This window comes from Euzebyella marina, from assembly GCF_014855515.1.
Taxonomy (GTDB): Bacteria; Bacteroidota; Bacteroidia; order Flavobacteriales; family Flavobacteriaceae; genus Euzebyella; species Euzebyella marina.
Genome location: NZ_JACYFK010000002.1, coordinates 557,708 through 577,898, shown reverse-complemented (window position 1 = coordinate 577,898; position 20,191 = coordinate 557,708). Strand labels below are relative to the sequence as shown.

The window sequence follows — 20,191 nt, the reverse complement described above, 5'->3', positions numbered from 1 at the left end:
GTGTTAGCAAATCTTTCCATTAAAAATTATGCCCTTATCGACAAGCTAAATGTAGCTTTCGAAGAAGGATTTACTTGTATTACCGGTGAAACAGGAGCGGGTAAATCAATATTACTGGGCGGACTCTCTCTTGTATTGGGCAAAAGAGCCGATTTGTCATCCTTAAAAGATAAGGATAGTAAATGCATTATCGAGGCCGAATTTCAAATCAAGAAATATAATTTAAAGCCATTTTTTAAAGAAAATGACCTTGATTATGAAGATTTGACCATCGTTAGGAGAGAAATTCAGCCAAGTGGAAAATCACGTGCCTTTATTAATGATTCGCCGGTTACCTTGTCAATTCTCTCTGAATTGGGTGACAATTTGATAGATGTTCATTCGCAACATCAGACTTTGCAACTGACGGAAACCGATTTTCAGTTAAGAGTAATCGATGCACTTGCCGATAATCATGACTTGCTCAATGAGTATCAAAAACAGCTTAAACATTATCGTAAAATACAGAAAGAGCTTGAATCTTTAATCGATTTTCAAAGAGAAGCAATTAAAGAACATGATTATAACAGTTTCTTGTTAGAAGAACTGAAATCAGCTCCTTTAAAGGAGGGTGTTCAAGAAGATTTAGAAGCTTCTTTTGAAGAATTGAACAACATCGAAAATATTTTAGAGCTTTTGTCGGGCGGGCATCAATTATTAAGTGATGATCAAGTAGGTGTTGTCAATTTACTTACTGAGCTGAAACAAATTGCCAACAAACTTTCTCCCTATGGGTCAAAGTATTCCGATTTAAATAGCCGAATCCAATCCTTATTTATTGAAGCTGATGATATTGCCGATGAGTTTCAAAATTTGACGGAAGGCACAGAGGCTAACCCAGAAGCTTTGGAAGAGGTCAATTCTAAACTGCAACAGCTATACGATTTGCAGAAAAAGCATGGGGTAAGCGATGTGGTCGAGTTAATGAAAATTAGGGATGAGTTGGCAGTGAAGGTCGATAAGACCGAGAATCTGGAAAATGAAATAAAGGAGAAAGAAGAAGAGCTTGCCGCTGAAAAGGAAACTCTTACCAGGTCATCGAATGATTTACATTTAAAAAGAACAAAGGTAATTCCTGAGCTAAAAAAACAACTCGAATCTAGTCTTAGCTCTCTAGGAATGCCCAGCGCATCGTTTAACATATCTCTCAAAAAGGGAGAGGAGTTTAAAAACACCGGAACCGATGATTTAAGCTTTCTCTTTTCGGCCAATAAAGGCGGTAGTTATGGTGAGTTGAAAAAAGTGGCCTCAGGAGGTGAACTATCTCGAATTATGCTGACCATCAAGGCGATATTGGCCAAGTACGAAAACTTGCCAACTATGATGTTCGATGAGATAGACACTGGGGTCTCGGGAGAAATTTCGAATCGAATGGGTGAGATCATGAAAGAGATGAGCAAAAGCATGCAAGTGTTTTCGATTACCCACCTTCCACAGGTAGCCTCAAAAGGAAACCAGCATTACAAGGTATATAAGACTGAAGAAGGAGACGGTACCCAAACCCAGATGAAGAGATTGTCTTCAGAAGAAAGAGTTATTGAGTTAGCGGCTATGTTGGGGGGTAATAATATTTCCGATTCGGCTATGGCCCATGCAAGGCAACTTCTGAATTAAAATCGATTTTAAGCCGTTAAATTTCTATTTCACTGTTTGAACGGGGTATTTAATTACCTTTGTCAACATTTTAAATATATTTGAAAATAACCTAGTCAAATCTTAAAACACATGTCATACAACTTACTAAAAGGGAAAAAGGGAATTATTTTTGGGGCATTGGATGAAAACTCCATTGCATGGAAAACTGCTGAGCGCATTCATGAAGAAGGAGGAACTTTTGTTCTCACCAACGCACCAGTAGCCATGCGCCTTGGCCAAATTAAAGAGTTGGCCAAAAAGACCGGTTCTGAAATTATTCCTGCTGACGCTACTAGTGAAGAAGATTTAGATAACTTGGTTAAGCAATCAATGGAGATATTAGGAGGCAAAATAGATTTTGTACTTCATGCTATTGGTATGTCGATTAATGTTAGAAAGGGTAGGGCCTATACCGACGAGAAATATGATTTTACAACGAAGGGTTGGGATGTTTCGGCACTTTCTTTCCATAAGGTATTGCAATCTCTTTATAAAGCAGATGCGATGAACGAATGGGGCAGCATTGTTGCTTTGACCTATATGGCAGCTCAAAGAACCTTTCCTGATTATAATGATATGGCGGATAATAAGGCCTATTTAGAGTCGGTAGCCAGAAGTTTTGGCTATTTCTTCGGAAAAGACAAAAAGGTACGAGTGAACACTATTTCTCAATCCCCGACTCCTACAACCGCTGGTCAAGGTGTAAAAGGTTTTGATGGATTCATAAGCTATGCCGAGAAAATGTCACCTTTGGGTAATGCTACTGCTCTTGAGTGTGCAGATTATACCGTTACGCTATTTTCAGATTTGACGAAGAAAGTGACTATGCAAAACTTATTTCATGATGGTGGTTTTTCTAACACCGGTGTGAGCCAAGAAGTGATTGAGCAATTTTCTTAATCGAATAAAATCAGTTTAAATAATATTTTTGTGTCTGGAGAAACCCTCCGGACACATTTTTTTTACACCCGTTGAAATTTTATAAGTGAACTTATCTTATTCTTTTATCGTACCCGTATACAATCGCCCAGAAGAGGTAAAAGAGCTTTTGGCAAGTATGATGGTGCAGAATTTTCAATTTCCTTTTGAAGTTGTCATAATTGAAGATGGGTCTACTGAAAGCTCTGAAGATGTCGTTAGAAAATTTCAAAAGGCGGCTTCACCGAGAATCACGATATCATATTTGACAAAACATAATACTGGGCCAGGCGATTCGCGAAATTATGGCATGACCCGGGCAAAAGGCAATTATTTTATAGTACTTGATTCCGATTGTATCTTACCCAAGACATATTTGAACGCTGTCGATGATGCATTACGGGCTCGTTTTGTTCATTGTTACGGCGGGCCTGATGCCGCACATCGATCGTTCAGTTTGGTGCAAAAGGCAATTAATTACGCAATGACCTCTGTTTTGACAACGGGTGGTATTCGCGGAAGTAAAAGAGCATTAAATAAATTTCAACCACGTAGCTTTAATATGGGCATTTCAAAAGAGGCCTTTGAAGCTACAGGAGGTTTTGGCCTCATACACCCTGGTGAAGATCCCGACCTTACTTTTAGAATATGGAAAAAGGGCTACGATACCTGCTTGATTCCGGAAGCATTCGTTTATCACAAAAGAAGAATTGATTGGTCAAAATTTTACAAGCAGGTCTTTAAATTCGGTAAAGTACGGCCGATATTAAATAAATGGCATCCACACACCGCTAAAATAACCTATTGGTTTCCGACTTTTTTTATCCTCGGTTTTGGTATTTCTTTACTATTAGGTATAATAGGCATAGTTTTACCCATTTATTTCTATGGGTGTTACTTAGTAGTGGTTTTTTTAGACGCCTTATTGCGTACTAAAAATCTGGCCATTGCAATACTGGTTTTGGTGGCGATTTCAATCCAATTCTATGGCTATGGTATAGGTTTTTTAAAGTCCACTATCTTAATTAACTTTAGCAAAAGCAAACCGGAACAATTGTTTCCAGAACTTTTTTTTAAACCCTGAAAAATCAAGTGATACAGAAAATAAAGAAAGGCCTTAAAAAGCGTAAGGTTAAAGTGTTTTTTGTGTTTTTTTTGTGCTCTGCCCTTATTTGGTTCATCAATAAATTATCGAGAACCTATGTAAGCGGTGCACATTTTGATTTAGAGTTCGTCAACATGCCTGAAGGTTATTTGTTCGAAAAGGCGTCAAAAACAGAGGTCGATGTAAAGTTGAGGGCTGGAGGCTTTCAGTTCCTTCGATTTAATTTTATAAACAAAAGGGTGTATGTCGATTTAAGCGAATTGCCTACCAATGGCGAATCGTTTTACGCGACACCTGATACGTACCGTCGACAAATAGAAAATCAGTTGCCCAATACCATGGCTTTGTTAGAGATTGACAACGATACGTTGTTTTTTCAAATGCTGGCGGTTAAGACCAAGAAAGTGCCTGTCAAGCCGAATGTAGAGCTAGATTTGGTCAAAAATTATTTATTAGATGGTAAAATGACCGTAATACCAGATTCTATTTCCATAACGGGACCGGCTGAAGAAATCGATAGTATCGATTTTGTGAAAAGTGATAAAATAGTACTTCCAGACTTGGCAGCTGGCTTTTCTAAAAAAGTTGATTTGCTGCAATCGCCCGAATTGGAAAACACGACATACTCAACCTATCAGGTTAACATAAAAGGGGAGATTGCCAGGTTTTCAGAGAAAATATTCAAACTACCCATAAAAAAAGTGAATTTTCCGGAAGGTGCGCAAGTAAGAACGTTTCCAGAAATGGCTTCTGTACTTTGCAAGGCTAAAATGAAACGCTTAAAAGATATTGAGGAATCGGATTTTCAGGTAATTGTCGATTACAACAGTATTAAATCTTCAAATAAAGATGTCATTCCCCTTAAATTGAATAAGAAACCGGAAGAAGTACATAGTGCGAAGCTGCTGGAAAATGAAGTGGAATTTATAATCAAGAGAGAAGAATAGCATGATTACCGTAGGTTTAACGGGAGGTATAGGCAGCGGCAAGACTACTGTAGCCAAAATGTTCGAAGAGTTGGGGGTACCAGTATATTATTCAGATATCGAGGCCAAGAATTTAATGGTTGGTTCGGAAACCGTTAAATCGAGGATTGTAGAACTTTTGGGCCATGATGCATATATTGATGGCATTCTCAATAAGAACTATATCGCCAATAAAATTTTTAATGATGGGGTTTTGCTTGAAAAGATGAACGGTATTGTGCATCCTGCAGTTCGTGAACATTTCAAAGACTGGCGAAAACGAAAGGAAACCGCGTATGTCATTCAAGAAAGTGCCCTAATTTTTGAAAGTGGCATTCAAGAATTCTATGATTACATCGTGCTTGTGGTTGCACCGGAAGAAGAAAGAATAAAAAGGGTTTTGTTAAGGGATGAAAGTGCTTCTAAAGAAAGTGTGAAAGAACGTATTGAAAACCAATCTTCAGATTCTGAAAATATAGAACTTTCTCATTTTGTAATTGAAAACCTAGATTTAGGCGAAACGCGCCGACAAGTACTTAAAATTCATTATCAACTTCTCTCGAAAGCCTAGTGTCTATTGGGTTTTAACATTTTTGTTAAGGTTAGGTTAAACGTACAATTTACTAATTGTTAAATTTTTAATTTTATATTGAAATGAATAAGAGGTTGTTTGTTCTTCTGGTGATTTTGATGAGCCTCTCATTGATCGGAATTATTTTCGTTCAGAGTTTCTGGATAAAACAGTCCGTAGACGATAAAGAAGAGCAGTTTTCGAATGCCGTTATCGATATCTTAAACGAGGTTACCGAAAAAATAGAAAGAAGAGAGCGACGAGACTACTCAGAACGGTACCTTAGTCAAATAGATAGTATGGGGGTCGAGCCTAAAACTACTCCTATACGTAATTTTTTATTTATAGATAAAGATTTGAATTCTAATGAGATACGTACATATTCTCATGGAATTTTAGAAGAGGACTATAACATTGCATCAACGTTCTTTGACAGCAGCGATAGTGGTGATACTACCACTATAAAAAATTATACGAGCAAGAGAACCAGTATGGTTTTCAAAGAGAATTTCGACCTTGATGGTAAGAATATTTCCCTGACACCTATTGAGAAAATAGAAAAAATCGGTGGATTGACTTCTCTAGAAAAGGCAGCGTTCGATGATGTTTTCATGGAATACGCGAAAAAAGTACCGATTCATCAACGAGTGTCTAAACAGGAGATAGAGCTTCTTTTAGATAGAGAGCTGAAGAATCGTGGCTGGGATATTGAATATGAATATGGTATTTACAGTAGAGGTTTGCCTACCAAGGTGAAGTCTAAAAGATTCAAGTTTGCACAAAGTACCATTTATGAAGCTCCCATTTTTAAAGATAGCGAGGGCGAGACTAATTTCTCTTTGTTGATCAATTTTCCTAAGAAGAAACGATTCTTGATTGGTTCGATTATGGGAATGGCATTTTTGTCACTCTTGTTCATTTTGGTTATAGTTGCTTCCTATTCAGGGGCTATTTATCAGTTGATAAGGCAAAAGCAGATATCAGAGATAAAATCTGATTTTATCAATAATATGACCCATGAATTTAAAACTCCGATTGCTACCATCAATTTAGCCGTCGAAGCGATTCGTAACCCTAAAGTAATTGTAGATCAAGAGAAAATACAGCGGTATCTGAGTATGATTCGAGACGAGAACAAGCGTATGCACGCTCAAGTTGAAAACGTACTAAGAATTAGCAAGCTCGAGAAAAACCAATTAGATATAAGTAAAGATAGGGTAGACCTTCACGATATCATACAAGATGCCATAGCGCATGTTGAGCTGATAGTTGCCGATAGGGGAGGTTTTATAGAAGCTCACCTAGATGCAGCTCGTAGTGAGGTTCTTGCCAATGAAATGCATTTTACCAACGTTGTTGTCAATATTCTTGATAATGCCATAAAGTATTCCCCAAAGGCACCACAGGTTAATATAGTTACCGAGGTCGCCAAAAATTTTATAATCCTAAAGATTCAGGATCATGGCTCGGGAATGAGCAAAGCGGTATTGAAAAAGGTTTTTGAAAAATTCTATCGCGAGCATACCGGAGATTTACATAATGTAAAGGGACACGGCCTTGGGCTCGCATATGTTAAAAATATAGTGGAAGACCATCAGGGCGAGGTCTACGCAGAAAGTGAAAAAGGAAAAGGAAGTACTTTCTATATTAAATTGCCTTTAATTTAACTTAAAACTATGGAAACAGTCAATAAGAAAATATTACTGGTCGAAGATGATCCGAATTTCGGAATAGTGCTGAAAGATTATTTGTCTATGAACGAATTTGACGTTACGCTGGCCAAGAACGGAATGGAGGGTTTTGAGAAGTTCAAGAAAGACAACTATGATGTTTGCATTCTAGATGTGATGATGCCTTATAAAGACGGATTTACTTTGGCTAAAGAAATTCGAGAAAAGAACGAGAACGTGCCTATCGTTTTTCTAACGGCCAAGACAATGAAAGAAGATGTGCTTAAGGGATATAAGGCGGGTGCAGATGATTATTTGAACAAACCTTTTGACTCTGAAGTGCTGTTAATGAAACTTAAAGCAATACTTCAAAGAAAAGCGTCTAACACATTAGCTGATAGTAAGAAATTTGAATTTCAAATTGGTAATTTTCATTTGAATTCGAAACTTCGCTTTTTGAAGTATAAAGATGAAGAATCTATAAAGCTATCTCCGAAAGAAAACGAGTTACTTCGATTATTGGCCTTGCACGAAAACGATCTTATGCCACGGGAGCTCGCCCTAACTAAAATATGGAGAGATGATAACTATTTTACCTCTCGTAGTATGGATGTTTATATTGCCAAACTTAGAAAGTATTTAAAAAGAGACGATACCGTAGAGATTTTAAATATTCACGGCGAAGGTTTCAGATTAGTCATCAAAGACGAGGAAAATTAGTCTTTAGAAACTTGAAGTATCATATTGGAGCCTTGTTGAAAAAGTCAACAAGGCTTTTTTAGTTTAAATGAAGTTGTTGCATGATTGACTCAACAATTTCTTCCGGTGTTTGGTCAATTGACACGGTCAAAGCCGCTGTTGGTATCTCAAGCGCCTCAAACTGTGATTTGAGCAGTTCAGGGGGCATAAAATGTCCTTTTCGTTTACTGAGTCTTTCGGAGACAAGGTCAAACGAACCTTTGAGAAATACAAATTCCAGTTCATTTTCCAGACCCTTTCTTAGCAGTTTCCTGTATTGATGCTTCAAGGCAGAACAGGCGATTATGGCTCCTGTTTTGGTATTTTCTTTCGCCAATAGGTTAAGTTGTTCGAGCCAACCAATTCTGTCTTCATCATTTAGGGGTTGCCCTTTGGCCATCTTTTCAACATTCTCTTTTGGATGATAATCATCTCCATCAAAAAAATTAAGCGAAAGCTTTTCGGCCAATAATTTTCCAATAGTGCTCTTGCCGGATCCAGATACACCCATAACAAAGATGACAGGGGTTTTGCTCATAATTTTTTTTCTATGTCTTTAATGATTTCTTTGCTGCTCATTTGGTAATCGTACCAAAGGGCTTCTTCGTTTTTTTTGAACCAGGTAATTTGTCGTTTAGCGAATCTTCGGGTGTTTTTTTTGATTTCTGAGATAGCAAAATCGAAATCCCACTCTTTTTTGAAATATTTGAAAAGCTCTTTATAGCCTACAGTTTGTAAAGCATTTAAATCTTCATGTTTTAATAATGCCTGCGCCTCTTCTACCAGACCTTCTTTAACCATCAAATCAACTCTGTGGTTGATTCGGTCATAGATGGTTTGGCGCTCTGCAGTAAGGCCGACAGTAACAGTGTTGAAGTTTCTTGTTATTTCATTTAAACTTAAAAATGAAGAGTAGGGGCGTCCCGTACCAATACAGACTTCTAAGGCTCGAATAACCCGATGGGGATTCGATAAATCAACTTTTGAATAATAGTCAGGATCTCTTTCCTTTAAATCGAGTTGAAGGTCTTCAATACCGTTTTTATCCAACCTGTCGTTTAGGATTTTACGAATTTCCGAGTCGATTTTAGGGAATTTATCCAATCCCTTGGTCACGGCATCTATATACAGACCACTGCCTCCAACCAATATTAAAACATCTTTCTCATTGAACAGAGAGGTAATTAGATTAATGGCGGTACGCTCAAAATCGCCCACAGAATAGTTTTCAAATATGCTAATATGCTGAATAAAATGATGGCGGGCTTGAGCGAGTTCTTTTTTAGATGGTACAGCCGTGCCAATACTCATTTCTTTAAAAAATTGTCTCGAGTCGGCAGAAATGATTTCGGTATCAAAGTGATTGGCGAGTTCAATGGCCAATTTCGTTTTGCCTATGGCTGTAGGCCCTATAACCGATACAAGCGTTTTTTTCATTACAATTTGCTTCCACAGTTATAGCAATGGGTTGCATCATCTCTATGGCCTTCTTTAGCGCAAACGGTGCATGCCTGGGTATTTACATGAACAAAATGGTTTCCTCCTGCTGCTTTGTCTCCCTTTCCTTGCTTGCCAAGTTCTACAGTTACAATTCCCGTTGGTACGGCAATTACGCCATAACCTACTAACATAATGATGGTCGCAATCAATTGCCCCTGAGGAGTTATAGGCGCGATATCTCCATACCCGACGGTGGTCAGCGTAACAATGGTCCAGTAAATGCTTGTTGGTATGCTGGTAAAGCCGGCTTCATCTCCTTCCACCAAATACATAAGTGTGCCCAAGATGACGGATAAAATTAGAACGGCAAATAGAAAAACGGTAATCTTGGCGCGGCTTGCTACCAAGGCCCTTTTTAATTGTGAGGCTTCGCCTAAGAAGCGAACCAGTTTCAATATTCTGAAAACCCTCAGCAATCTAAATGCCCGAATGGCCAAGAGTACTTGTGATCCGGCAAAAATATAAGAAAGATAGAGGGGGATGGTCGACACAAAGTCAATTATACCATAAAAGCTGAATATATAGCTTTGAGGTTTTTTAATGCAAGCGATTCGGGCGATGTATTCTATGGTAAATAGAACGGTAACGATCCATTCTAAAACAAATAATGTTCTATGGTACTTGGCATCGATCCATCTAACACTTTCGAGCATCACCAAGAGCACGCTTATGATAATCAGAAAGAAAAGAAGTATATCGAACCATTTACCCATGGGGGTATCGGCTTCATATATAATTTCATGGACTCTATGCTTCCAGCCCTTGTCAGGTTTGTGTTCTCTCAAGACTTAGTTGCTTAGCTCTAAAACTTTAAGTACCCGTCTTTTTCTTAGGTAAGATTCGATTATATGGGTCGTGTTTTGATCTCCGTTCATAGGAACGATAATTGATTCTAAGATATGAATATTATTAATTTGATGGTTTAAGTCATAATATCCAAAACCTTTGAACAGACCATTCTTAATCAAAATGGCACAATATTCGCCTATTTCACGTCCTTTGTCAACAATGATTTCATTTTTTCCATTTAAGGAATATTGTTGAATTGCCACCTCAACCCGTTGGTTGTATTCCTGTACATTTTCCTTTTCTATGCAAGCGCCTTTGCATTCGCCCGAATCATAATTGGAGCAATTTTTTTTTGCTTCTGAAATACCGTTCAGTTTAGGGCAGAGAGTGGAATCTTTGGTCAACTTGAAAATGAAATTTTTGGCACCTGCCAAACTGTTGAATGTGGCAATTGCATTGCCTCGGTTTGCTATTTTTTGAGCAGATAGGGTCATATATCCCCTTTCGTTTAAGGACGCAAAAATCCCATGACTGAAATTACGCTTGGTCAATTTTTGGTTGTAACGGGGTCTGTTTCGTATAAGTTCTTCGTTGGTCTTTAACTGGGCAGCTAACTCACTTCCCGTTCTTTCAAAAGAAACTTTTTTAGTCGCTTTTTGAAGTTGCCTAGACCTTTTTCCAGAATTGGTGAAATGCTGATTGACCCTTTTCTTTATGTTGGTACTATCACCTAAATATAAGATGTCACCGTCTTTATCATGCATGTAATAAACACCGGTTTCAGAAGGTAAAGACTCAACTATATCGAGTTGTCTATCAGAAAGTTCACCATGCTCTTTATTTCGTATTACACTCTTAATTATTGATTTATCGGAATCTTTTGAAAGTAATACTTTAAATAATTTTAACGTCGCTACGGCATCACCATTGGCCCTGTGTCTATCACTGACCGGTATACCTAGAGAACGCACCAGTTTGCCCAAACTATGCGATTGCGCTTCAGGAATCAATTTTTTTGAAAGGTCTACCGTACACAATGTTTTTCTTTCAAAGTTGTAGCCCAATCGCCTAAACTCGGTTCTTAGAATACGGTAATCGAACTGCGCATTGTGGGCAACCAAAACGGTAGAATCGGTAATTTCAACAATACGCTTGGCTACCTCATGAAATTTTGGGGCGGTACGTAACATTTTGTTATTAATGCCCGTAAGATTGACCACAAAGGGTTGAATTTCTTTTTCCGGATTCACCAAACTAATGAACTTGTCAACCACCTCATGTCCGTCAAATTTGTGAATAGCTATTTCGGTGATTCCTTCCTCATTGAATTTTCCGCCAGTGGTCTCTATATCCAGAATTGCGTACATTGATAACTTTTAGTCTTGTAAAGATACATTAATTGGTATGACGGAATGAAAAAGCGATTATGGGATCAATAATTACGCTCACCGAAAATACTGCTGCCGATTCTGACCATATTACTTCCTTGATCTATAGCGATGGCATAGTCTCCACTCATTCCCATAGAAAGCGTATCAATATTGGGCAGTTTTCCCTTCAAATCTTCATATATGGCTCTTAATGAAGCGAATTCCCTTCTTACCTGGTCTTCATTATCGGTAAAAGTGGCCATTCCCATCAAGCCTTTAATTCGAATGTTTTTCATCGATTTAAATTCGTCTGAGTTGACCAAAAGTTGCAGCTCATCTTTATCGAGCCCAAATTTAGTATCCTCCTCCGCAATATGCATTTGCAAAAGGCAGTCGATAATTCGGCCGCACGCCTTCGCTCTTTTATCTATTTCTTTAAGTAGTTTAAGGCTATCCACCCCATGAATCAAAGACACGAACTCGGCCATGTATTTCACTTTGTTTCTTTGTAGGTGACCTATCATGTGCCATTCGATATCTTTTGGTAAGTCTTGCCATTTGGCTACCATCTCTTGCACCTTGTTTTCTCCGAAAACCCTTTGTCCCGCTTCATAGGCCTCCATAAGTAGTTCATTAGGCTTGGTTTTCGATACGGCGACCAACGTTACATTTTCAGGTAACGAGTTTCGTATTTCACTAAGATTGTTGCTAACCGACATTCAGTAACTGATTTTTATTGAACGCTTTGATTCTCAAAAGAGTTGATGATTTCAAGGGCCACCTTTAAAGCTTGTGTGCCGTGCTGCAAGGTAACGACAGGTTCCTGATTTTCTGAAATGGCATCGGCAAATGTCTCAAGCTCGTCTAGAATGGCATTGTTCTGTTCAATATCAGGATTTTCAAAATAAATCTGTTTCTTTTCGCCTTCAGCGTTCTGTAATATCATATCAAAATCACCTGCTACCTCAGGTGCATCTTTCATTTTCACAACTTCCACCTTTTTTTCAAGAAAATCTACCGAGATATAGGCGTCTTTCTGAAAGAATCTTGATTTTCTCATATTCTTCAATGAGATACGACTTGCTGTTAAATTAGCTACACATCCGTTTTTGAATTCGATTCGGGCGTTGGCAATATCTGGAGATCTGCTTATAACGGAAACACCACTGGCATTGATTTGCTTGACCTCTGAATCGACCACGCTTAATATGGCATCGATATCATGGATCATGAGGTCAAGAACCACGGGAACATCCGTACCTCTAGGATTGAATTCGGCGAGGCGATGCGTTTCGATGAACATGGGGTTTTTAATTTGCTCTTTAACCGCTGAAAAAGCGGGATTAAAACGCTCCACATGGCCCACTTGGCCCTTCACCTGGTACTGTTTGGCCAGTTCTTGAATTTTTAGGGCCTCTTTAAGTGTATTGGTAATAGGTTTTTCTATAAAAACATGCCTGCCCTTTTCAATGGCTTTTTTTGCACAGTCAAAATGCGACAGGGTAGGAGTTACGATATCTACTACATCAACTGAATCAATTAGCGTATTGATGTTTTCAAAATATTGATAACCGAATTCGTCTGCTACTTTTTTACCGTTGATGCTATCGGCATCATAAAAACCGATCAACTGATATTTTTCTGATTGGTTAAGCAATCGCAAATGTATTTTACCTAAATGGCCTGCACCTAAGACCCCAACTTTTAGCATGAAATAATGTTTTGATCAAAAATACGCATTATTAAGGCTTCTAAAAGAACAGCTTGTTTTGAGTAATCAAGAAAAAGTTACCATTATCGTTAATAACTGTTTCTTGTGATTTGAAAATATTGAAGCTAACTTTACCAAGCAAAAACCAAACCTTTGAAAGATACCTTAAAACATCGTGGAATGCGAAATAAGTTGGCCGAAGTATTGGTCGACAAGGGCATTACCAGTCCTCAAGTACTTTCAGCGATCAAGACCATACCTAGGCATTTGTTTATGGATAGTAGCTTTGAAGGCCACGCCTATCAAGACAAAGCTTTTCCTATTGCAGCCGATCAAACTATTTCTCAGCCTTATACAGTAGCTTTTCAAACGCAATTATTAGGAGTTCGGGCAGGACACAAGATTCTGGAAATAGGTACCGGAAGTGGTTATCAAACGGCAGTTTTATTGCACTTAAAGGCGAAGGTTTATACCATCGAAAGACAACAAGAGCTTTTTAAAAAGACCAAACTGTTATTTGGTAAAATGGGCTACAGGCCCAAGAAGACAATTTTTGGTGATGGTTACAAAGGGCTGCCAGAAGATGCTCCTTTTGATTCTATTATCGTTACGGCAGGTGCTCCAGAAGTTCCTAAAGCTCTAATGTCTCAACTCAAGATAGGAGGTAGGTTGGTGATACCCGTGGGTATTGATGACCAAATAATGACCTTATACATCAGAAAGTCGGAAAAGGAATTTGAAATGCATCAGTACGGGTCTTTTCGATTTGTTCCCCTACTTGAAAACAAAAACTAGCCAGGCAAATTAATTGTTGAAGCTTTTCTTGATTCTATCAAGGTTACGTTTATTGTCCCGGTCTTTGATGGTTTCCCTTTTATCATAAAGCTTTTTACCCTTAGCTAGGGCAATCTTTACTTTGGCTAGTCCTCGATCATTTATAAAGAGATTAAGCGGAACGATGGTAAGACCAGTAGTCGTTACTTCTTTTCTTAGCTTTCTTAACTCACCACGGTTCAGTAGAAGCTTTCTCTCGGCTTTAGGCCTGTGGTTGAAATGATAGGCATGAGAATACTCATCGACCTGCATATTGATGACGAACAATTCTCCCTTATCATTGAACTCACAGAAACTTTGGGCAATTGAAGCTTTTCCTTCGCGAATCGATTTAATCTCCGTGCCGGCAAGTACGATGCCCGCGACATAGGTATCTATAAATTCGTATTCGAATTTTGCCCTTTTATTCTTAATATTGATGTTCTTCTGAACCATGGCGCAAAGCTAATGAAGTTGAGCCAATTTTAATAATTCAAATAAGAATACCTATTTTCTCGGTTGATTTGCGAGATGTGACAGGTTTACTCCCTTTCTTTTGGGCAATTACAGTTGAAGTGAAGTCTTTGGGCGGTAGCGATATCGTTCGTTAATTGAACAATAAAAAGACTACCATTGTCTGAGGAGTCCATTTCATAATACCTACTTTCATTGATTATTTTGTTGACAAAGTCTGGTATGGTATTGCTATGGCCTACGACCAGCACATTTTTGTTCAGATTGTCTGCTTTGAATTGATCAATATCAATGGTTTGCGGGTCGTAATATTGAACGGTAATATCTTTTTTTACGGCCGTTGGGGCAGCGGTCATCGAGGTTCGTTGAAAATCTGTGGTATAGATGGCATCAAGTGGTACCTCATTCAAAATCTCTGCCCAGTGCATAGCACGCCCAAGACCCGATTGGTTCAATTCTGGATCAACATCATCCGGATTTGATAAATCTTTCTCGGCATGACGGATAAAATAATAGGTAGAAATCGCAGTTTCAGTAGGTGTAGGTTGCTCTTTTTTTTGACTATCTTTACATCCCACGATAAATAAGAAAATTACTACAATTTTTGATATTTGTTTGATTTTCATGTATTTCAATAGTTTTTTGGTTGAAAACTCAAGCATAAATGTTAACTAAAATTAGTTGAAAAAAGTATGTTTAGCTGGTTGTTTTTGTTTTTTTGTGTATGCTGAGAACTTTATACCTACCACTTGTATTCTTTGCCTTCTTTTTTGCCAACGCACAAAGGGAAGAGCGTTTACCCGCTGATTTAAGACAGCATAACCTAACTATATACAACGCCAGCCTCTTCAACCCGGCCTTTTCGTTAGATCGAAACAACCCACAATCTATAGCCGTTTGGTCAAGATGGCAATGGCAAGGTATTGATGCCGACCCAACGACCATTTTTCTAAACTATACAAGAAAGTTGAATAATGAATCTGCGGCAGGTCTTGCATTTATTCAGCAGAATACCGGGGTTTACTTTAATACAGGCGGTGCCTTGAACTATGCCCACCAGTTTGAATTGAATGAATTGGTAAAACTCTCCGTTGGGGCCAATGTTTTTGTCTTTCAGCAAGAATTGGCCGATAATAGGTTTGTAACAGACCCTAACCTGCCCATTCCCATGCCCACAGCGACCGATGACTTTATTGTTCAAATGGCGCCCGGTCTAAGCCTGTCTGTAGAAAGATTGACTTTGGCCTTGGCCTCTGAAAATCTAATTGATTACAATTTTACCGCCAAAGAAGGCAATACTTCTAAAGAAGATAAAATCTTTATGGGTCTATTGTCGTATGATTTTCCTTTGACACTAGGTAGTGCCACAAATGCTTTTTTACGCCCTTCGATGTATCTCCGAACCATTCCTGGGCAATCGAACCAAATCGGATTATATTCCCTTTTGAATACTGATAAATACTGGGGGCAGTTAGGATATAATAATTTTTACGGATACGGTATTGGGGCAGGCGTAACTTTCTTTAAGCACCTTTCTGTTGGTGCTTTGGTGGAATTAGGGACTGGGTCGACCATTACCAAAGACGCCTCTTTTGAACTGATGGCCGCTTACTTTTTGGGGAAACCCGAAGATCGTCACAAAATGGTCGGCCAGGATATTAATTTGGAGGAAGAAATACCTGCCGAACTGGACTCTGAAAACAGGGACGAGCAAATTAAGAAAGAGTTGGAAAATGCTCAGGAGCTGGCCAAAAAAGAGAAAGAGGAAAGAAAGGAAGCCAAGAAACAGCAAAAAGAGGAAGAAAGAGAGTTGCGAAAGAGAGAAAAAGAAGTACGAGATTCTTTAGCAACTGTTGAAAAAGAAGCCAAATTGGCCGCTAGGGAGATTGAAAAGGAGGAGAAGGCAATTGCCAAGGCCGAACAGGAACAATTGGCCGAGCTGAATGCCGAAAAAGCTCAAGAGGAGGCCGATGCTTTGGCCAATCAACAAGCAGAGCAGGCCAGAAAACTTGACTCGATAAATAATGCCAAACAAGAAGCAGCAATTGCAGAGGCAAGAAGGTTGGCCGAGGAACGTAGAAAAGATTCGATTGCCGCTATTGAAGAAGCCAAGAGAAAAGAAGCGTTGGCCAGACAGGAGGAGGAATCAAAACCTCAAGCGGGAGAAAAATACGAAGAGGTTAAAACCGAAGATGGGTTAGAACCAGGATATTATCTGATTGCCAATGTATTCGGAACCAAAAAGTACTTTGATGCCTTCATGGCAGACTTAAAGAGCAAGGGTATGAATCCAGGGTCGTTCGTTAGAAGCAAGAACAACTTTAACTATGCGTATTTAGAGCGGTTCAATACGATGCAAGAAGCGCGTGCGGCAAGGGATAGTAACTACAGCGGTCGATACGAAGGCAATACGTGGATATTTAGAGTTGTAGGCAACTAGCAGAATTGTGAAAGAAACTTAGTTTTAAAGAAAAAGTCTCTTCAGGAGGGAAAGGGAAAAAAGAGTTTATTTTTTAATTTCCTTTTTGACCAATACTTCAAGATACGCAATCGTATTGACCAGATATTTGCGGTCCCTGGTTATGGTAGACATGGCAATAGCCCCTTGAATCATAGTATAAAATTGCTTGGCAAATTGCAACGGTGTTACCGGAAGTTTTAATTCATTGCTTTTGGTACCATTTTCCAATACTAGGGCAATTCTTCCTTCAATTTCCTTGATAGCTTCCTTACTGGCAGCAGCTAATAGTCTATTGTTGTTTTGGGCGTCAACCCCAGTGTTTAAAATAGGGCATCCACCTAAATCATTAGTGAAGGTATCATAATGTCTATAAAATTCGGTAAGCGCGAATATTTTATCCAACGAACTGCCTTCCGTAGAAAGAACCTCATCAAGTTTAGCCAGTAATTTCTTGGAGCTAAACTCAAATGCAGATAAAGCTAAAGCTTCTTTATTCTCAAAATTACCGTAAATAGCACCTTTGGTAAGACCTGTAGCCTCGGTCAAATCACTCATGCTTGTGCCGATGTAACCTAGTTTATTAAATATAGGAGCAACGGTTTCAATGATGTAAGCGGTAGTTCTTTCGGCTTTGGTGGTCATGGTAGTGCAGTTTCTTACGAAGATAAAAAAATTATATACTGTATGGTATTTAAGATTATCAAAAATAGGGCACCTTTTTTAAAGATGCCCTAATCTTACTTTAAGGTTTGGTAAATCTTACACCAACTCCTCTTGATTTCTAAATACCAACTCATCTTCAAATGAATCGATTAACACGATACTTTCAGCACTAATACTACCTCTTAGCAGCTCTTTAGATAGCTTATTGAGTACCTCTTTCTGAATGACCCGTTTGATAGGTCTTGCCCCGAATTGAGGGTCAAAACCTCGGTCTGCCAAATATTCGATGGCCTCTTCAGTAGCATCGATAGTTATATGTTGCTTTGCGACCACTTTTTTCAACTGCTCTAACTGTAAACGAACAATCTGTGAAATATCTTCTTTGTTCAAAGGAGTGAACATGATGATATCATCGATTCTGTTCAAGAACTCAGGCCTGACCGTCTTTTTTAAAAGACCCAACACTTCAACCCTTGCAGTTTCGGTAGCACTATAAATATCGTTACTGTTCTCGAACTTCTCTTGTATGATGTGGCTGCCCATATTACTGGTCATGATGATAATGGAATTTTTAAAATCTGCCACGCGCCCCTTATTATCCGTTAATCTGCCCTCGTCCAACACTTGCAATAAAATGTTGAAGGTATCTGGATGGGCCTTTTCAATCTCATCTAAAAGCACAACGGAATAAGGTCTTCTTCGAACAGCTTCTGTGAGCTGGCCACCTTCGTCATAACCCACATATCCTGGAGGTGCACCTACCAATCTACTCACCGAATGGCGTTCTTGGTATTCGCTCATGTCGATGCGAGTCATTGCATTTTCATCATCAAATAGATATGATGCCAACGTTTTAGCCAATTCGGTCTTACCGACCCCTGTGGTACCTAGAAATAAAAAGGAACCGATAGGTCGCTTTGAGTCTTGCAGACCTGCCCGACTTCTTCGAATGGCATCCGACACGGCCTGAATGGCCTCTTCTTGACCAACAACGCGTTTATGCAGAACATCTTCGAGCTTCAATAGCTTTTCCCGTTCGCTCTGTAACATTTTAGTTACCGGAATCCCTGTCCACTTGGCAACCACCTCTGCAATGTCCTCATTCGTAACCTCTTCTTTAATGAGCGTTTCGTTTTCTTGCTGTTCTTGAAGTTCTGCCTGAAGCTTTTCAAGTTGCTCTTGGGCCTGCTTTATCTTTCCGTACCGTAATTCGGCTACCTTACCGTAGTCACCGTTTCTTTCGGCCCGTTCGGCTTCCAGCTTGAATTCCTCGATATCATGCTTGGTCTTTTGAATGTTGTCGACCACTGATTTTTCGCTATCCCATTTGGCAAAAATCTCGTTTCTTTCTTCCTTAAGATTGGCCAAATCAATATTTAGAGAACTTAGTTTTGCTTTGTCATTCTCACGTTTAATGGCCTCAATCTCAATTTCTAACTGCATAATCTTACGGTCGAGTACATCAAGTTCCTCGGGCTTTGAGTTGATTTCCATGCGAAGTTTAGATGCTGCTTCATCCATAAGGTCAATAGCCTTATCAGGTAAAAAACGATTGGTGATATAACGCTGGCTCAATTCGACGGCAGCTATGACCGCATCATCTTTGATTCTAACCTTATGATGGGCTTCATACTTTTCTTTAATCCCCCTGAGAATTGATATAGCACTTTCTGTATCGGGTTCATTGACCGTCACTTTTTGAAACCTTCGTTCAAGCGCTTTGTCTTTTTCAAAATACTTTTGGTATTCATCTAGGGTAGTGGCACCAATGGCCCTCAATTCACCCCTCGCTAAAGCAGGTTTCAATATATTGGCAGCGTCCATGGCACCTTGTCCACCACCGGCACCCACCAATGTATGTATCTCATCAATAAACAACACAATGTTACCATCTGAAGAGGTTACTTCTTTAATTACCGATTTTAAACGTTCTTCAAATTCACCTTTATATTTAGCGCCAGCAATAAGCGCACCCATATCTAAGGAGTAAATAACCTTATCTTTCAAATTCTCAGGTACATCACCCTGAATGATTCGATGGGCCAACCCTTCGGCGATGGCAGTTTTACCCGTGCCCGGTTCACCTACTAACATGGGGTTGTTCTTGGTGCGTCGCGAAAGAATCTGTAAAATTCTTCGAATCTCTTCATCACGACCAATGACAGGATCCAACTTACCACTATCGGCCAGTTCGTTCAAGTTTTTCGCATACTTGTCTAAAGAATTATAAGTGTCTTCAGCGCTAGCAGAAGTTACTTTGCCACCACCTCTTAATTCTTGAATTGCAGCTTTTAAATGTTTCTCATTGGCACCTTGGTCTTTTAATATCTGAGAAATTTTACTTTTAGACCCGAATATGGCCAAAATAAGATGCTCTATGGATACATATTCGTCGTCCATTTTTTTAGCAATTACGCTGGCCTCTGTAACTGTTCTGCCTGCTTCTCTGGAAAGCATAATATCACCACCTGATACTTTGGGAAAACTCTCAAGCTCTTTGTCAAGAATCTGCTTCACTATAGAAACATTCATGTTGAGTTTTTTTAATATAAAGGGCAATACATTTTCATCTACTTCCCAAATGGCTTTGAACAGGTGTTCGTTCTCTATTTGTTGGTGGCCCAGTGACTGCGCAATCTGTTGCGCCTGCTGAATGGCCTCCTGTGATTTAATTGTATAATTATTAAAATTCATCTGATTATATCTTTAGCTTATTGTTACTTTTGATTTGCTTAAGTCAATAACCCTACCAACGGAAAGAGACAGACA

General features: G+C 39.0%; 19 protein-coding genes. 9 read left to right on the top strand and 10 right to left on the bottom strand.

The window, feature by feature from the left end; genetic code table 11:
• The 7 genes from recN (at position 1) to IL356_RS11290 (ending at position 7,623) form a co-directional block, all read left to right on the top strand.
• On the top strand, positions 1–1,653 hold the full coding sequence (recN, locus tag IL356_RS11320) for a DNA repair protein RecN (protein ID WP_121848903.1): 1,653 nt from the start codon (positions 1–3) through the stop codon (positions 1,651–1,653).
• Between the two features lie 111 nt (positions 1,654–1,764).
• The gene (locus IL356_RS11315) at positions 1,765–2,574 is read left to right on the top strand and encodes an enoyl-ACP reductase FabI (protein ID WP_121848904.1); all 810 of its coding nucleotides are present in this window, start codon (positions 1,765–1,767) and stop codon (positions 2,572–2,574) included.
• A gap of 85 nt (positions 2,575–2,659) precedes the next feature.
• Entirely contained in the window at positions 2,660–3,676 is a 1,017-nt protein-coding gene (locus IL356_RS11310; protein ID WP_121848905.1) for a glycosyltransferase, read from the top strand.
• Between the two features lie 8 nt (positions 3,677–3,684).
• On the top strand, positions 3,685–4,644 hold the full coding sequence (locus IL356_RS11305) for a YbbR-like domain-containing protein (protein ID WP_121848906.1): 960 nt from the start codon (positions 3,685–3,687) through the stop codon (positions 4,642–4,644).
• A gap of 1 nt (position 4,645) precedes the next feature.
• The gene (coaE, locus tag IL356_RS11300) at positions 4,646–5,233 is read left to right on the top strand and encodes a dephospho-CoA kinase (RefSeq protein ID WP_121848907.1); all 588 of its coding nucleotides are present in this window, start codon (positions 4,646–4,648) and stop codon (positions 5,231–5,233) included.
• A gap of 83 nt (positions 5,234–5,316) precedes the next feature.
• Positions 5,317–6,900, top strand: coding sequence for a sensor histidine kinase (locus tag IL356_RS11295; protein WP_121848908.1), 1,584 nt, complete (start codon positions 5,317–5,319; stop codon positions 6,898–6,900).
• 9 nt (positions 6,901–6,909) lie between these two features.
• Complete coding sequence (locus tag IL356_RS11290; RefSeq protein WP_121848909.1) at positions 6,910–7,623, top strand: response regulator transcription factor; 714 nt, start codon at positions 6,910–6,912, stop codon at positions 7,621–7,623.
• A gap of 58 nt (positions 7,624–7,681) precedes the next feature.
• On the opposite strand, the gene IL356_RS11285 is transcribed toward IL356_RS11290, so the two are convergent.
• From IL356_RS11285 to IL356_RS11260, 6 genes are all read right to left on the bottom strand, one after another.
• On the bottom strand, positions 7,682–8,179 hold the full coding sequence (locus IL356_RS11285; RefSeq protein WP_121848910.1) for a gluconokinase: 498 nt from the start codon (positions 8,177–8,179) through the stop codon (positions 7,682–7,684).
• Positions 8,176–9,078, bottom strand: coding sequence for a tRNA (adenosine(37)-N6)-dimethylallyltransferase MiaA (miaA, locus tag IL356_RS11280; RefSeq protein WP_121848911.1), 903 nt, complete (start codon positions 9,076–9,078; stop codon positions 8,176–8,178). Before miaA ends, IL356_RS11285 begins: the two co-directional genes overlap by 4 nt.
• Positions 9,078–9,926 (bottom strand): ion transporter, encoded by an 849-nt coding sequence (locus IL356_RS11275; protein ID WP_121848912.1) that lies wholly within the window; start codon positions 9,924–9,926, stop codon positions 9,078–9,080. The genes miaA and IL356_RS11275 overlap by 1 nt, the downstream gene beginning before the upstream one ends.
• Positions 9,927–9,929: 3 nt before the next feature.
• Positions 9,930–11,297: an exonuclease domain-containing protein gene (locus IL356_RS11270; protein WP_121848913.1), complete on the bottom strand. Its 1,368-nt coding sequence runs from the start codon at positions 11,295–11,297 to the stop codon at positions 9,930–9,932.
• Positions 11,298–11,362: 65 nt separating this feature from the next.
• The gene (locus IL356_RS11265) at positions 11,363–12,019 is read right to left on the bottom strand and encodes a YggS family pyridoxal phosphate-dependent enzyme (RefSeq protein WP_121848914.1); all 657 of its coding nucleotides are present in this window, start codon (positions 12,017–12,019) and stop codon (positions 11,363–11,365) included.
• Positions 12,020–12,033: 14 nt separating this feature from the next.
• Positions 12,034–13,011 carry a Gfo/Idh/MocA family protein gene (locus tag IL356_RS11260; RefSeq protein WP_121848915.1) on the bottom strand — a complete coding sequence of 326 codons (978 nt, stop codon included), beginning with the start codon at positions 13,009–13,011 and terminating at the stop codon, positions 12,034–12,036.
• Positions 13,012–13,164: 153 nt separating this feature from the next.
• Here IL356_RS11260 and IL356_RS11255 point away from each other — a divergent pair, with 153 nt between their 5' ends.
• Positions 13,165–13,806, top strand: a complete 642-nt coding sequence (locus tag IL356_RS11255; RefSeq protein WP_121848916.1) for a protein-L-isoaspartate(D-aspartate) O-methyltransferase — start codon at positions 13,165–13,167, stop codon at positions 13,804–13,806.
• Between the two features lie 9 nt (positions 13,807–13,815).
• Here the strand turns inward: IL356_RS11255 and smpB are convergent, their stop codons facing one another.
• Together smpB and IL356_RS11245 are read right to left on the bottom strand one after the other, a co-directional pair.
• The gene (gene smpB, locus IL356_RS11250; RefSeq protein ID WP_121848917.1) at positions 13,816–14,280 is read right to left on the bottom strand and encodes an SsrA-binding protein SmpB; all 465 of its coding nucleotides are present in this window, start codon (positions 14,278–14,280) and stop codon (positions 13,816–13,818) included.
• A gap of 86 nt (positions 14,281–14,366) precedes the next feature.
• Positions 14,367–14,924 carry a SixA phosphatase family protein gene (locus tag IL356_RS11245; RefSeq protein WP_121850695.1) on the bottom strand — a complete coding sequence of 186 codons (558 nt, stop codon included), beginning with the start codon at positions 14,922–14,924 and terminating at the stop codon, positions 14,367–14,369.
• 98 nt (positions 14,925–15,022) lie between these two features.
• Between IL356_RS11245 and IL356_RS11240 the strand changes: the two genes are divergently transcribed.
• Complete coding sequence (locus IL356_RS11240; protein ID WP_121848918.1) at positions 15,023–16,738, top strand: PorP/SprF family type IX secretion system membrane protein; 1,716 nt, start codon at positions 15,023–15,025, stop codon at positions 16,736–16,738.
• A gap of 66 nt (positions 16,739–16,804) precedes the next feature.
• On the opposite strand, the gene IL356_RS11235 is transcribed toward IL356_RS11240, so the two are convergent.
• Together IL356_RS11235 and clpB are read right to left on the bottom strand one after the other, a co-directional pair.
• Positions 16,805–17,401, bottom strand: a complete 597-nt coding sequence (locus IL356_RS11235) for a TetR/AcrR family transcriptional regulator (RefSeq protein ID WP_121848919.1) — start codon at positions 17,399–17,401, stop codon at positions 16,805–16,807.
• 117 nt (positions 17,402–17,518) lie between these two features.
• Positions 17,519–20,116, bottom strand: a complete 2,598-nt coding sequence (gene clpB / locus IL356_RS11230; protein ID WP_121848920.1) for an ATP-dependent chaperone ClpB — start codon at positions 20,114–20,116, stop codon at positions 17,519–17,521.
• Positions 20,117–20,191: the final 75 nt, after the last annotated feature.

Coding starts and splice junctions, on each gene's coding strand:
- IL356_RS11315 (WP_121848904.1), top strand. CDS start 1,765: ATGTCATACAACTTACTAAAAGGGAAAAAGGGAATTATTTTTGGGGCA.
- coaE (WP_121848907.1), top strand. CDS start 4,646: ATGATTACCGTAGGTTTAACGGGAGGTATAGGCAGCGGCAAGACTACT.
- IL356_RS11295 (WP_121848908.1), top strand. CDS start 5,317: ATGAATAAGAGGTTGTTTGTTCTTCTGGTGATTTTGATGAGCCTCTCA.
- IL356_RS11290 (WP_121848909.1), top strand. CDS start 6,910: ATGGAAACAGTCAATAAGAAAATATTACTGGTCGAAGATGATCCGAAT.
- IL356_RS11285 (WP_121848910.1), bottom strand. CDS start 8,179: ATGAGCAAAACCCCTGTCATCTTTGTTATGGGTGTATCTGGATCCGGC.
- miaA (WP_121848911.1), bottom strand. CDS start 9,078: ATGAAAAAAACGCTTGTATCGGTTATAGGGCCTACAGCCATAGGCAAA.
- IL356_RS11270 (WP_121848913.1), bottom strand. CDS start 11,297: ATGTACGCAATTCTGGATATAGAGACCACTGGCGGAAAATTCAATGAG.
- IL356_RS11265 (WP_121848914.1), bottom strand. CDS start 12,019: ATGTCGGTTAGCAACAATCTTAGTGAAATACGAAACTCGTTACCTGAA.
- IL356_RS11260 (WP_121848915.1), bottom strand. CDS start 13,011: ATGCTAAAAGTTGGGGTCTTAGGTGCAGGCCATTTAGGTAAAATACAT.
- smpB (WP_121848917.1), bottom strand. CDS start 14,280: ATGGTTCAGAAGAACATCAATATTAAGAATAAAAGGGCAAAATTCGAA.
- IL356_RS11245 (WP_121850695.1), bottom strand. CDS start 14,924: ATGAAAATCAAACAAATATCAAAAATTGTAGTAATTTTCTTATTTATC.
- IL356_RS11240 (WP_121848918.1), top strand. CDS start 15,023: ATGCTGAGAACTTTATACCTACCACTTGTATTCTTTGCCTTCTTTTTT.
- IL356_RS11235 (WP_121848919.1), bottom strand. CDS start 17,401: ATGACCACCAAAGCCGAAAGAACTACCGCTTACATCATTGAAACCGTT.
- clpB (WP_121848920.1), bottom strand. CDS start 20,116: ATGAATTTTAATAATTATACAATTAAATCACAGGAGGCCATTCAGCAG.